Here is a 12616-nt window from a genome sequence, read left to right on the forward strand (position 1 = left end):
CTGCGCGCCGCCGCCGGCTGGCCCGACGCCCCCGCGCCCGGTGCTCGCCGAGGACCTGCTGGCCGAGCGCGCGCTGGACGGCGACGAGGACGCCCGGGCCCAGCTGGTGGAGAACGTCTACAAGCCGCTTGCCGGGACCCCGCTGCTCGACACGCTCGCCACGTACCTGGAGCAGGGGACCTCCCTCGAGGCGACGGCCCGGCTGCTGTTCGTCCATCCCAACACCGTGCGGTACCGTCTACGTAAGATCACGGAACTGACCGGGTACCAGCCCACGGAGGGGCGGTCCGCATTCACCCTCCAGGTGGGTCTCATACTCGGGCGCCTGTCCGTAACCTGAGCCGGGTGCCTTAATCTCCTCGACACCGAAACTGTAGGTACCCCACAACGCGGCGGCCACAAAGTTCGTTCGGATCTCCATCAGTGTGGTGAACCTCTACAGGGCAGGGTTGAGTACGTGCTCGTCATCGTCGCTCCGGGCCAAGGCGCCCAAACCCCAGGATTCCTCAGTCCGTGGCTCGAGATCCCCGAGTTCCGCGACCGAATCTCCGCGTGGTCGGAGATCGTGGAGCTCGATCTCGTGACGTACGGGACGACCGCCGGCGCCGACGAGATCCGCGACACCGCCGTGGCCCAGCCCCTGCTCGTGGCGGCCGCTCTGGCGTCGTTCGAGACGCTCGGGGTCGGGCCGGACATGGTCGCGGGGCACAGTGTGGGCGAGCTCGCCGCCGCCGCGATCGCCGGGGTGCTGACCCCCGAGCAGGCCCTCGCCCTGGTGCGCGAGCGCGGCCGGGCCATGGCCAAGGCCGCCGCCGTCACCGAGACCGGCATGAGCGCCGTGCTCGGCGGCGCGGAGGAGGACGTCCTCGCCGCGATCTCCAAGCACGGGCTGACCCCCGCCAACATCAACGGTGCGGGCCAGATCGTCGCGGGCGGCACCCGGGCGCAGCTGGAGGCCTTCGCGTCCGAGCCGCCGGAGAAGGCGCGGGTGCGCCCCCTGGCGGTCGCCGGAGCCTTCCACACCGTCCACATGGCCCCCGCCGTCGACCACCTGCGCGCCGAGGCCGCGGCCCTCACCCCCGCGGACCCGTCGGTCACGCTGCTGTCCAACGCCGACGGCGCGGCCGTCGCCGGAGGAGGCGAGTTCCTGGACCGGCTGGTGAACCAGGTGGCCAACCCGGTCCGGTGGGACGCCTGCATGGCGACGATGGCCGAGCGGGGCGTCACCGCCATGATCGAGCTGCTGCCCGGCGGCACGCTGACGGGCCTGGCCCGGCGGGCCCTGCCCGGCGTGAAGACCGTGGCGCTCAAGACCCCTGACGACCTGGACACCGCCCGGGAGGTGCTGAAGTGAGGCTCGGTCAAGGCGCCCCCGCGGCGAGGATCCTCGCCTTCGGCGGCTACCAGCCCGCCCAGGTCGTGACCAACGACGACCTCGCCGCCCGGCTCGACACCAACGACGAGTGGATCCAGAGCCGCGTCGGCATCAAGGAACGCCGCGTGGCGGGCCCGCAGGAGTCGGAGATCGACCTCGCGGTGCAGGCGGGCGGCAAGGCCCTGGCGGCCAGCGGCCTGTCCAGCGACGACATCGACCTGGTGATCGTGGCGACCTGCACGATCGAGGCCCCGATTCCCAACGCCGCCGGCCGCGTCGCCCACCGGCTCGGCATCGACGCCCCCGGCGCGTACGACATCAACGCCGCCTGCGCCGGGTTCTGCTACGCGCTGGCCGCCGCCTCCGACGCGGTGCGGTCGGGCTCGGCGACCAACGTGCTGGTCGTCGGCAGCGAGAAGCTCAGCCAGTGGGTCGACGGCGAAGACCGGTCGACCGCTGTGATCTTCGCCGACGGCGCGGGCGCCGCGGTCGTGGGCCCCTCCGACCGGCCGGGCATCGGCCCGGTGGCCTGGGGCAGCGCCGGCGACAAGGCCGACGCGATCATGATCAAGGACCGCCGGTCCTTCCTCTACCAGGAAGGCCAGACGGTGTTCCGCTGGGCCACCACCGCGCTTCACCCGGTGGCCAAGCTCGCCTGCGAGCGTGCGGGCGTGGACCCCGCCGACCTGGCCGCCTTCGTCCCGCACCAGGCGAACCTGCGGATCGTCGAGGCCATCGCGCGCAAACTGGGCGCCGACAACGCCGTCGTCGCCAGGGACATCGTGCTCGCCGGCAACACCTCCGCCGCGTCGATCCCGCTCGCGCTCTCGCGCATGATCGAGCGCGGCGAGGTCCAGTCGGGCGGCCTGGCCCTGCTGCTGGGCTTCGGCGCCGGCCTTACCTACGCCTCCCAGGTGATCGAGATCCCCTGAGGAACGTGTACGGCCTGCCGTACACAGCTGGGGCAACCCAGGAAACCCGGAAGACAGTAAATCCAAGGAGTAGTCGCGACATGGCACTGACCGAGCAGGAGATCCTCGCGGGCCTCGGCAAGATCATCAACGAGATCACCGGCATTTCGGCCGACGAGGTCACGCCGGAGAAGAGCTTCGTGGACGACCTGGACATCGACTCGCTCTCCATGGTCGAGATCGCCGTCGCGGCCCAGGACGAGTTCGGCGTCGAGATCCCCGACGACCAGCTCAAGCACCTGAAGACCGTCAAGGACGTCATCAACTTCATCCAGGCCTAAGTACGACGGCCGCGCGGACGTGCCCGCCCCGCCTGAGGCGACAGGGCGCGTCCGGCCCCCTTTCACGCCCCGACACAAGAGGAGTGCAGACAAGTGAGTAAGGACCGGGTACGTGTCGTAGTCACCGGGCTCGGCGCGACGACGCCCCTCGGTGGAGACGTCGCATCGACCTGGTCGGCGCTCCTCGAGGGGCGGTCGGGCATCCGCCCGCTCACCGAGGACTGGGTCGACACCGTGCCGGTGAAGTTCGCCGGTGTGGCGGCCGTCGATCCCGGCGAGGTGCTTCCCCGGCCCGAGGCCAGGAGGCTCGACCGGGCCGAGCAGTTCGCCCTGATCGCCGCCAGGCAGGCCTGGCAGGACGCGGGCGCCCCCGAGGTGGACGGGGAGCGGCTTGGCGTGGTGGTCGGCAGCGGCATCGGCGGCATCGGAACGATCCTGTCCGCCTACGACCTCTACCGGGAGAAGGGCTGGAACCGGCTGTCGCCGTTTACCGTGCCCATGCTCATGCCCAACGGCTCGGCCGGTTGGATCAGCATCGAACTGGGCGCCAAGGCCGGCGCGCACGCCACGGTCAGCGCCTGCGCCACCGGCGCCGAGTCCATCGGCTACGGCATCGACATGATCCGCTCCGGCCGGGCCGACATCGTCGTCGCCGGCGGCACCGAGGCGGCGATCCACGGTCTGAACGTGGCGTCGTTCGCCGCGGCGCGGGCCATGTCGACCCGCAACGACGAGCCCGAGCGCGCCTCCCGCCCGTTCGACAAGGGCCGCGACGGCTTCGTGCTCGGCGAGGGCGCGGGCATCGTGGTGCTGGAGTCGGAGGAGCACGCCCTGGCTCGCGGCGCCCGCATCTACGCCGTGGCCGCCGGAGCCGGTTACACCAGCGACGCCTACCACATCACCGGGCTGGACCCGGACGGCAAGGGCGGCAGGGAGGCCATGCTCCGGGCCCTCAGGGACGCGGACCTCGCCCCGTCGGACGTCGTCCACGTCAACGCCCACGCCACGTCGACCCCGCTCGGCGACGAGATCGAGGCCCGTGCGATCAAGGAGGCCATCGGCGGCCACGCGATCGTCACCGCCACCAAGTCGATGACCGGCCACCTCCTCGGCGGCGCCGGGGGCATCGAGTCGATCTTCACCATTCTCGCGCTGCACGAGCGGCTCGTGCCGGCCATCGCAAACCTGGACGACCCGGCCGACGGCATCGAGGTCGACCTCGTACGCGGCGAACCCCGCAAGCTCGAGGGCGATCAGCTCGCCGCGATCAACAACTCCTTCGGGTTCGGCGGACACAACGTCGCCGTGGCCTTCACGACGGTTTGACAAGGGAGTCTCGAATGACAGTGCTGGACAGCAGAACGGTGGCCGATGCCGCCGAAGCGGCCGCCGTCGACGCCCGTGACCCCCTGGTGCGCCTCGGCCACCTGCTGGACGAGGGCTCGATCCGGCCGATCACCCCGGAGGACAAGAGCGGCGTGCGGGCGGTCACCGGGCGCGTCGAGGGTGTGCCGGTCGTGGCGTTCTGCAGCGACGCCCGGGTCCAGGGCGGCGCGATGGGCTCGGAGGGCTGCGAGCACATCGTCCACGCCTACGACGTGGCCGTGCGCGAGCGGGTGCCGTCATCGGCGTGTGGCACTCCGGCGGCGCCCGGCTCGCCGAGGGCGCGGAGTCGCTGCACGCGGTCGGCCGGGTGTTCGCCGCCATGACCAAGGCCTCCGGCGTCGTTCCGCAGATCTCCGTCGTGGTCGGCCCGGTGGCCGGCGGCGGCGCCTACGGCCCGGCCCTGACCGACATCGTGATCCTGGCCGACAACGGCCGCATCTTCGTCACCGGGCCGGACGTCGTGCGCAGCGTGACCGGCGAGCAGACCGACATGGCCTCGCTCGGCGGGCCGGAGCCGCACAGCAAGCGCAGCGGCGTCGTCCACGTCGTCGCCAAGAGCGAGGGTGAGGCGCTGCTCAGGGCCCGCCAGCTCGCCTGCCTGCTCGGCCACCAGGGCCGGATGCGCGAGGTGGACGAGGTCGACTTCGGCAGCCTGCTCCCCGACAACCCCCGCCGCGCGTACGACGTGCACCCGCTGGTGAACGGGCTGCTCGACGAGCCCGGTGTGGAGCTGCACCCCAAGTGGGCGCCGAACATCGTCACCACCCTGGGCCGGCTCGGTGGCCGCACCATCGGCGTCATCGCCAACAATCCCATGCGGCTCGGCGGCTGCCTCGACTCCACCTCCGCCGAGAAGGCCGCCCGGTTCGTTCGGATGTGCGATGCCTTCGGGGTGCCGTTGGTGGTGCTCGTGGACGTGCCCGGTTACCTGCCCGGTGTCGGCCAGGAACACGACGGCATCGTCCGGCGCGGCGCGAAGCTGCTGCACGCGTTCGCCGAGGCCTCGGTGCCCAGGGTGACGGTGATCACCCGCAAGGCGTTCGGCGGCGCCTACATCGCGATGAACTCCCGCTCACTGGGCGCGACCCGCGTGTTCGCCTGGCCGACCGCCGAGGTGGCCGTCATGGGTGCGGTCGCGGCCGTCCGCGTCCTCAAGCGGCGCGAGCTGGCGGCCGCTCCCGAGGAGGAGCGCTCCGCGCTCGAGGCCCGGCTGGCCGAGGAGCACGAGAAGACGGCGGGCGGCCTCCAGCGCGCCCTCGACCTCGGCGTGATCGACGAGGTGATCGAGCCGGCCAAGACGCGCGGCATGATCGCCCGGGTGCTCGCCCAGGCCACCCCGGCCCGCGGCGCCCACGGCAACATCCCGCTCTGACGACGTACCGGAAGCGCCGGTCCCCGAACCCGGGGACCGCGCTTTCGCGTTCTCCCAGGGCGGATACCCACTACTTGACGTTGAGCGACAAGTACTTGATGCTTGTCGTCAAGTAGAAGGGAGGCGGGCATGGACGAGCGCCGCGAACTGGCCGAGGACCTGTGCCGGGTCGTCGGCGGCAGGGTGCTCGGCGCGCTGGAGATCCTCTTCGAGCCGGACGAGCTGTCCGGCGAGGACACGCGACTGCGCGAGCTTCTGGCGGTGAAGAGCCGGGCCTGGGCCGACGTGCTGTGCGGCGAGGACGACCGCGCGGCCGCCTTCCTCGCGATCCGGCTGGTGAGCGCGCTGTATCCGGGCGACGCGCCGTTCGACCCGCCTGCCGCCTGGTGGGGCACGCCACTGGGCCGGGCGGTCGCCCGCGCGCGGGGCACCCGGCTGCGACCGCGGTGCCGGTCTCGGTCGCCGCGGCGATGCTCGGCATCACCCGCCAGGGCGTCCACGACCTGGTGCGCCGGCACAAGCTCGACCGCGATTCCGAGGGTGCGATCACCACGGCGTCGATCCAGGCCCGCCTCTCCCGCAGCCACAGCGACCAGGCCGCGGCGGGCATGAGGAGGCGTGAATGACTGTTTCCACCGGTTCCACCGGCGACGTCCTGCGGCTCGCGGACGGGCCGGCCGTCCGGCGGCTGGGGTACGGCGCGATGCAGCTGCCCGGCCCGGGGGTGTGGGGCCCGCCGCGGGACCACGCCACCGCGCTCGCCGTGCTGCGCCGGGCCGTGGAACTCGGCGTCACCCACATCGACACCAGCGACTTCTACGGCCCGCATGTGGCCAACGACCTGATCAAGGAGGCTCTGCATCCCTATCCGGACGACCTGGTCATCGCCACCAAGGTCGGCGTGGTCCGCGACGAGTGGCACGGCTTCGAGGCCGCCGCGGAGCCTGAGCGGCTGCGCGAACAGGTCGAGGAGAACCTGGTGCGCCTCGGCCGGGCCCGGCTCGACCTCGTCTACCTGCGGATGGGCGGCGACGGCCTGCTGTTTCCCGGTGAGGTGCCCTTCGCCGAATCCTTCGGGGCGCTGGCCGAGCTCCGCGAACGGGGGCTGATCCGGGCGCTCGGACTCAGCGGCGTGACGCCGGAGCAACTGGCCGAGGCCCGCGCGATCGCGCCCGTGGCCGCGGTGCAGAACCGGCTCCATCTGTTCGACCGGTCGGGTGGGGACGTCCTGGCCGCGTGCGAGGCCGCCGGCATCGCGTTCACCGCCTACTTCCCGCTCGCCGCCGGCATGCTCCGGCCCGGGCTGGACCTGTCGCAGGCCCCGCCAGGCATGGCCCCCTCGGCCGAGCAGTTGGCCGTGCTCGACGAGGTCGCCGGCCGATACGGCGCGACCCGCGCCCAGGTGGCGCTCGCCTGGCTGCTCGGTCGTTCCCCGGTGACCCTGGCCATTCCCGGCACCTCCTCGCTCGCTCACCTCGAGGAGAACATGGCCGCGGCCCGGCTGCGCCTGTCCCCCGAGGACGTCGCCCTGCTGGACGGGCTCGCCTGAGCCGTCGTCCGCCCGGCCTCCGGGCGGGGGCCGGGCGGACGCGGCCGAGGTCAGGACGTGAGCTGGGGAAGCTCCAGGTAGGACTTGCCGCGGACGAACCACTGGAAGTCGGCCGCGTTCTTGCCGCTGGGCGAGGGCAGCCCGGCCCGCAGGTTCACGGCGGTGTTGACCAGGCCCCAGTTGAGGCCGCAGCCCGACGCCTTCGGCACGGCGAACGTCGTGTCCTTGGCCGCGACCTTGAAGACCGGCGTCCCGTCGATGGACGTCAGGTCCAGCGAGGTGACCTCGGGGTTCAGCACGATCGGAGTGGTGTCGCTCCCGATGTAGCACTTCTTGCCGAGCAGCGAGTGGATCATGCGGATCTTGATGCCGACGTTGGTCGGGAAGACCGGGCCGGCCTCGACCTTGCCGGTGCCCTGGGTCTCCACGTACACGTCGGTGAGCTTGGGCACCTCGAACGGCTTGCCGATGAGGCCGCCGGGCACCCTCATCCGGCCGCCGGCGACGCTGCCGAACGCCGCCGCCGTGCTGCCGTCGGTGAGCTTGCCCTGTGCCACGGTGATCCGCAGCGGCTCGCTGATGTCCTGGGTGATAGAGCCGAGCTTGATCGAGCCGCCCACGGTGATGATGAAGATGCAGCTCCAGGTGTCGGGCGTGGCGCCGGCGGGAAGCCGTGGACAGTCGGCCCAGTCGGCGTCGCTCGGGTGGTAGTCGTAGGCGGCGGCCGCCTGGGCGGGCGCCGCCGAGCCGGCCAGCAGCGCCGCCGCCGCCACGCCGATCACCAGGCGCCGGGCAAGAACGCTCATGGACTCCTCCTCGGGTCCGCGTCGGGGGGTGCGGACGTGAATGAGTCCCGGTATATCTGCGAAAAAGACGACTTTCTATGTCGCTTTCACAAGGCGCAAGGGCGGATTGTTATCACGATCCGCATAAAAGGCGTCAGACGGCCGCGTGCAGCCAGCGCACGGGCGCACCCTCGCCCGCGTACCTGAACGACTCCAGCTCCTCGTCCCACTGCTTACCGAGCAGGCGGTCGAGCTCCTCCTCCAGGACGACTCGGCCCTGGGCCGCCATCAGCATCACGTTGCGTAGCCGGTCCTCGGGGATCAGGATGTCCCCATTCGCGCCGACGACCGCCGTGAAGGCGCCCAATGTCGGTGTGTAGGCGTGCCGGGAGCCGTCGACGCCCGGCGAGGCGTCCTCGGTTATCTCGAAGCGGATGCGCTGCCAGCCCATGAGTGAGGACGTGATCGCCGCCGCCGTGCCGGGACGCCCCTCCCACTCGGCCTGGGCCCGCAGGGTCCCGGGCGCGGCGGGCTGGGCGGTCCACGTCAGGTCGACGGGCACGCCAAGAACGCCTGCGACGGCCCACTCGATGTGCGGGCACAGCGCAGGCTGAGCCGAGTGGACGTACAGGACGCCACGAGCAGCAGCCACCGGACCTCCCAATTCGCATGAGGTGCGCCTTCCCCAACGGCCTCACACTTGGGATGATCACGGTTGGATGACTGTAGGAGAGACTACCGTCCGTCGCAGCCCGGCACCAGAGGGGGGTCATACCGATTGGCGCTTGGCGACCAACTGAATCGGGAAGGACGCGTTCCGTAACCATCGCGGAAAGGGCCCCCTGATGCGCAGCCGGCTCGTCGAACCCCTCCCAGGACGGCCCGTCCTCATCCGGCCGGACGAACTCCTGACCTCCTCCCCCGCCGCCGTCGCCCGGTGGGCCCTGGCCGCCGAGCCCCTTCCCGGCGCCGGTCGGCTCCACCGCGTACGGCTGCCGCCGGGCACCGACGTGATCGACCTGACGGCCACGCTCCGCGACCGCGGGCACCCGGCCTCCCCCAACCACACTTCTGTCGGGCCCAGCCGCTGTTCTTCGGCGGGCCGGCGGACCGCCCCTGCCCGCGGCGGCGCCGCCGTACGAGCCGGGCGAGCCGTGCGAGGTCACCGTGGCGGTCCTCGACACCGGGCTGGCGCCGCACCCGTGGCTGGCACGGTGGTACAGCGACGACATCGCCGAGACACCCGACGCGGACGGCGACGGCGTGCGCGACCGGCAGGCGGGGCACGGCACGTTCGTGGCCGGGCTGATCTTGCGGCACGCGCCCGGCGTCCGGCTACGCGTCCTCCGCTTCCTCGACAGCGACGGCGTGAGCGACGAGGCGGCGCTGCTGCGCGCGCTCGCCGTGCTGCGCGGCGGCCGGGCCGACGTGGTGAACCTCTCCTTCGGCGGGCACACCTTCGACGACGCGCCGCCCCTCGGGCTGGCCGAGGCGCTCGTGGGCTTCCCCGCCGTCGTCGCGTGCGCGGGCAACACCGCGTCGTCGCGTCCGTTCTGGCCCGCGGCCCTGCCCGGCGTGGTCGCGGTCGGCGCGCTCGACGGCGACGCCAGGGCCGGTTTCTCCGCGTACGGCCCGTGGGTGGACGTCTGGGCTCCGGGCGTCGGCCTGGCCAGCAGCTTCCTCGATTACGGCGACTTCCGCGGCTACGCCGTCTGGAGCGGCACGTCGTTCGCCGCCGCAGTCGTCACCGGGGCTCTCGCCCGCCTGTGCCGGCAGGTTCCGCCGGGCCAGGCCGTACGGCGCCTGCTCGACGGCGGCCGCCGGGTCGCGGATCTCGGGGTGGTCGTGACGAGCGCAGATCGGTAAGGTCTCTGTCACCATACGCTTCTCCCCGAGCGCGCAGAGTGACAGATGCCGACAGACAACTCCTTCGCCACCATCGACCAGGCCGCCTGGGAGGACCTGGTCGCCCGATTCGACGGCAGGATGTGGGCGGTCGCCCGGGCGTTCGGGCTGAGCGCCGCCGACGCGGCCGACGCCGTGCAGGGCGCCTGGCTCCGCCTCGTCGAGAACGCGGGCGCCATTCGCGATCCCGAACGGATCGGCGCGTGGCTCGTCACCACGACCCGGCACGAGGCGGCCCGGCTCAGCCGCAAGGCGCGCGGAGAGGTGGTCTCCGACCTGGACGTGCCGGACACGACGTTGCCCGATCCGACGGCCGCGGTGGTGGACGCCGACTTCGGCAGGCAGGTGTGGCGCAGGCTCGACCTGCTCGGCGAGCCGTGCCGCTCGCTCATCCGCCTCTACGTGCTCCATCCCGAGGCGCGGTACGCCCAGATAGCGGTCCGCCTCGACCTGCCTGTCGGCAGCATCGGCCCCACCCGGGCCCGCTGCATGGCCCGTCTGCGCGCCCTTGTGGAGGAGGAGACCCGATGAGGGAGGAATACCTGCTGGCGGCCCTGCGCATGGGAGCGGGCGCCGACCCGGTGCCGGAGGGCGTGTCGGCCGCCGCCCGGGCGGTCTTCGGCCTGCGGGTGCCCGGAGGCGTGCCCGCCGGGCCGGTCGACCTCCCCGTGCCGCCGGGAACCCGCTTCTCCGCCGAAGCCGGGACCGCTCAGACCGAGACGGCGCAGGCCGGGGCCGCACCGACCGGTGTCCGCCGCTTCAGCGCGGACGGCCTGGTCATCGACATCGAAACCGCCGTCACCGGCGGGCGTATGGAGGTGGCCGGTCAGGTGTCCCCCCTCCCCGGGCCGGACGCCACGATCGAGGTGCGGACCCCGCACATCGCCAAGGTCCGCGTGCCGTCCGGCAGCGGCCACTTCGCGGTGGCCGGGCTGCCGCCCGGGTGGGTCAGCGTCGTCTGCCACCGGCCCGGTCACCCGCCCGTCTTCACCCGCTGGATCCACGTACGCCCGTGACTTCTCGCATGGACCTCTTGGACAGGGCCGAGACCGCCGTGCGGCTCTCCGCGACCGACCCTCGGCTGGCCCTCGCGGAGGCGAGAGCCGTACTGGACCTGACCGCCGGCACCTGCGGCGAGACGGCCTCGGTGGCGCTGCGCGCGGCGGCACTGGCGGCGCGCGAGCTGGGCGACCTCGAACTCGCCGGAGAGCGGCTGGAGGAGGCGATCGCGGCGGGACGGGGGTTCCCGCGCCGGGTGGCGCAGGCCCGGATGTCACTCGTCACGGTCCGGGCCCAGCTCGGCGACCCGGAGGGCGGGCTCCACCTCGCCGATCTCGCCGAGCGGGATCTCGTGGGAGCGGACCTGGCGAGGCTCGGCGTGCAGCGGTCGGTCGCGCTGATCCTGCTGGGACGGCACGAGGAGGCCGTACGGCACTGCGACCGGGCGATCGGCCTGCTGGACGACGATTCCCGCTTCCGGGCGGGCGGGCTGCTGAACCGCGGCCTCGCCCGCACCTATCTGGAGCAGTACGGCGAAGCCGAGGCCGACCTGGCCGAATGCGCCCGGGTGGCGAGGTCGGCCGGCCACGACCACGTCGCGATGCTGGCGGAGGGCAATCTGCCGTTCGTGGCCGCCCGGCGCGGCGACATCGCCGCCGCCTTCGCGCGATACCGGGCGGCCGAGACCACACTGTTCGGCTTCCCCGAACGGCTCGCCGCGATGCGCACCGACTTCGCCGAGGCGCTGGTGGCCGCACGGCTGCCCGGCGAGGCGCGCACGCTGCTCGAACAGGCCGTGCCCGAACTGGTGGCGGCCGGAGCGCAGGCGGCGCTCCCCGGCGCGCGGCTGCTGCTCGCCCAGGCCGCGCTCCTCGCCGGGGACGCCCCGCTGGCCGAGACGACGGCGCGCACCGCGCTCGCGGAGCTGGACGCGCAGGGCAGGACGGCCTGGCTGCCGCTGGCCAGGGAGGTCGTCCTGCGCGCCCGCCTCGCGGAGATCCCCGCCTCGACGACCGCGCACGACGCTCCCGCCTCCCCGTCCACGCCGTCGGAGGCCGGTTCCGGCGCAGGCGAGGCCGCCACCCACCCGTCATCGGGGCCGGCAGGCCGCTCGGGCGCCTCCTGCGGCGACCTGGTCACCGATTTGATCGCCTGTGCCGACGACCTCGCGGCGTGCGGCTGGTCCGGGGCCTCGGCGGCGCTGCGGCTCACCGCCGCGGCGGCGGCCGTACGGCTGGGCGCGATCGCGCACGCCCGCCGCGCTCGATCGTGTCGCCGCCACCGCCGTCCGCCCGCTCGTACGCTGGCACGCGGCGGCGATGCGGCACCGCCTGGACGGGGACCTCGACCAGGCTCTGGCGGCCGCCGCTCGGGGCATCGAGGCCGTGCAGGCCCGGGGCGGTGACGCCGGTCCCCGCGACGTGGCGCGGGACGCGGAACTGCGGGTGCACGCGGCGCGGCCTGCCGAGGATCTCGCCGCGTTCGGCCTGGAGATCGCCCTCGACCGGGCCCGGCGGACGGGCGACGCCCGGACGGTGCTCGAATGGGCCGAGCGGTGGCGGGCGGTCGTGCGCGGCGCCCCGGCTCCCACATCGGTGCTGCACGATGTCCCGCCCGCCGGTCCGGGCTCCTCGTGGAGCTGGTGCGGCGCGGCGACGACCTGTTCGCCGTCACCGCCGGCCCCGGGGGCTGCGTGCTGCGGATGCTCGGCTCCTACCAGGCGGCGGTGGAGGCGACCGTGCGGATCCGGTACGGCCTGCGCCGCCGCGCTCTGCTCGACACCCTGCGCGACACCCCGTGCGATGCGGACGGACTTCCCGCCGCGGCGGACGAGGCGGTCGCCCACGAGCTGTCCGCGCTCGACCGCGTCCTCCTGTCCGGTCCCGGGACGCTCACGTCAGCAGGGAGCCCGCCCGGCGGGCCGGTGACGGTCGTGCCCACCGGAGCGTTGTGCACGCTGCCCTGGCCGCTGCTTCCCTCGCTGCGCGGCCGG

At 73.2% G+C, this 12616-nt stretch carries 12 protein-coding genes and 3 pseudogenes; 13 read left to right on the forward strand and 2 right to left on the reverse strand.

Annotated elements, in window-relative coordinates:
• The 8 genes and pseudogenes from B1L11_RS42375 to B1L11_RS42410 form a co-directional block, all read left to right on the forward strand.
• Positions 1–340: pseudogene (locus B1L11_RS42375) on the forward strand (PucR family transcriptional regulator); the annotation flags it as partial.
• A 117-nt stretch (positions 341–457) separates the two neighbouring features.
• Positions 458–1354 (forward strand): ACP S-malonyltransferase, encoded by an 897-nt coding sequence (locus B1L11_RS42380; protein WP_079320814.1) that lies wholly within the window; start codon positions 458–460, stop codon positions 1352–1354.
• Entirely contained in the window at positions 1351–2307 is a 957-nt protein-coding gene (locus B1L11_RS42385; RefSeq protein ID WP_079320815.1) for a beta-ketoacyl-ACP synthase III, read from the forward strand. Before B1L11_RS42380 ends, B1L11_RS42385 begins: the two co-directional genes overlap by 4 nt.
• A gap of 80 nt (positions 2308–2387) precedes the next feature.
• Positions 2388–2627 carry an acyl carrier protein gene (locus tag B1L11_RS42390; RefSeq protein ID WP_079320816.1) on the forward strand — a complete coding sequence of 80 codons (240 nt, stop codon included), beginning with the start codon at positions 2388–2390 and terminating at the stop codon, positions 2625–2627.
• A gap of 93 nt (positions 2628–2720) precedes the next feature.
• On the forward strand, positions 2721–3953 hold the full coding sequence (gene fabF, locus B1L11_RS42395; RefSeq protein WP_079320817.1) for a beta-ketoacyl-ACP synthase II: 1233 nt from the start codon (positions 2721–2723) through the stop codon (positions 3951–3953).
• Between the two features lie 14 nt (positions 3954–3967).
• Positions 3968–5385 (forward strand): annotated as a pseudogene (locus B1L11_RS42400) (acyl-CoA carboxylase subunit beta).
• Between the two features lie 129 nt (positions 5386–5514).
• On the forward strand, positions 5515–5997 hold the full coding sequence (locus B1L11_RS42405) for a hypothetical protein (RefSeq protein ID WP_218671663.1): 483 nt from the start codon (positions 5515–5517) through the stop codon (positions 5995–5997).
• Positions 5998–6007: 10 nt separating this feature from the next.
• Complete coding sequence (locus B1L11_RS42410; RefSeq protein ID WP_079320818.1) at positions 6008–6934, forward strand: oxidoreductase; 927 nt, start codon at positions 6008–6010, stop codon at positions 6932–6934.
• Positions 6935–6984: 50 nt separating this feature from the next.
• Here B1L11_RS42410 and B1L11_RS42415 read toward each other — a convergent pair whose 3' ends face one another.
• Together B1L11_RS42415 and B1L11_RS42420 are read right to left on the reverse strand one after the other, a co-directional pair.
• Positions 6985–7740, reverse strand: a complete 756-nt coding sequence (locus tag B1L11_RS42415) for a hypothetical protein (RefSeq protein WP_079320819.1) — start codon at positions 7738–7740, stop codon at positions 6985–6987.
• Between the two features lie 133 nt (positions 7741–7873).
• Positions 7874–8371 carry a DUF3145 domain-containing protein gene (locus B1L11_RS42420; RefSeq protein WP_179155579.1) on the reverse strand — a complete coding sequence of 166 codons (498 nt, stop codon included), beginning with the start codon at positions 8369–8371 and terminating at the stop codon, positions 7874–7876.
• Between the two features lie 515 nt (positions 8372–8886).
• On the opposite strand from B1L11_RS42420, the gene B1L11_RS42425 reads away from it, so the two are divergent.
• The 5 genes and pseudogenes from B1L11_RS42425 to B1L11_RS42445 all read left to right on the forward strand — a co-directional run.
• Positions 8887–9585, forward strand: coding sequence for a S8/S53 family peptidase (locus B1L11_RS42425; RefSeq protein WP_256863386.1), 699 nt, complete (start codon positions 8887–8889; stop codon positions 9583–9585).
• A gap of 45 nt (positions 9586–9630) precedes the next feature.
• The gene (locus tag B1L11_RS42430) at positions 9631–10155 is read left to right on the forward strand and encodes an RNA polymerase sigma factor (protein ID WP_079320821.1); all 525 of its coding nucleotides are present in this window, start codon (positions 9631–9633) and stop codon (positions 10153–10155) included.
• Positions 10152–10640: a hypothetical protein gene (locus B1L11_RS42435; RefSeq protein WP_079320822.1), complete on the forward strand. Its 489-nt coding sequence runs from the start codon at positions 10152–10154 to the stop codon at positions 10638–10640. The genes B1L11_RS42430 and B1L11_RS42435 overlap by 4 nt, the downstream gene beginning before the upstream one ends.
• 8 nt (positions 10641–10648) lie before the next feature.
• Complete coding sequence (locus B1L11_RS42440) at positions 10649–12028, forward strand: hypothetical protein (RefSeq protein WP_079320823.1); 1380 nt, start codon at positions 10649–10651, stop codon at positions 12026–12028.
• A 138-nt stretch (positions 12029–12166) separates the two neighbouring features.
• Positions 12167–12616 (forward strand): annotated as a pseudogene (locus tag B1L11_RS42445) (hypothetical protein); the annotation flags it as partial.

The organism is Microbispora sp. GKU 823, assembly GCF_002027145.1.
GTDB classification, from domain to species: domain Bacteria; phylum Actinomycetota; class Actinomycetes; order Streptosporangiales; family Streptosporangiaceae; genus Microbispora; species Microbispora siamensis.

What these genes read in the sequence shown, in the direction of transcription:
- B1L11_RS42390 (WP_079320816.1), top strand. Translation starts at nt 2,388, where the DNA reads ATGGCACTGACCGAGCAGGAGATCCTCGCGGGCCTCGGCAAGATCATC.
- B1L11_RS42405 (WP_218671663.1), top strand. Translation starts at nt 5,515, where the DNA reads ATGGACGAGCGCCGCGAACTGGCCGAGGACCTGTGCCGGGTCGTCGGC.
- B1L11_RS42410 (WP_079320818.1), top strand. Translation starts at nt 6,008, where the DNA reads ATGACTGTTTCCACCGGTTCCACCGGCGACGTCCTGCGGCTCGCGGAC.
- B1L11_RS42415 (WP_079320819.1), bottom strand. Translation starts at nt 7,740, where the DNA reads ATGAGCGTTCTTGCCCGGCGCCTGGTGATCGGCGTGGCGGCGGCGGCG.
- B1L11_RS42430 (WP_079320821.1), top strand. Translation starts at nt 9,631, where the DNA reads ATGCCGACAGACAACTCCTTCGCCACCATCGACCAGGCCGCCTGGGAG.
- B1L11_RS42435 (WP_079320822.1), top strand. Translation starts at nt 10,152, where the DNA reads ATGAGGGAGGAATACCTGCTGGCGGCCCTGCGCATGGGAGCGGGCGCC.
- B1L11_RS42440 (WP_079320823.1), top strand. Translation starts at nt 10,649, where the DNA reads ATGGACCTCTTGGACAGGGCCGAGACCGCCGTGCGGCTCTCCGCGACC.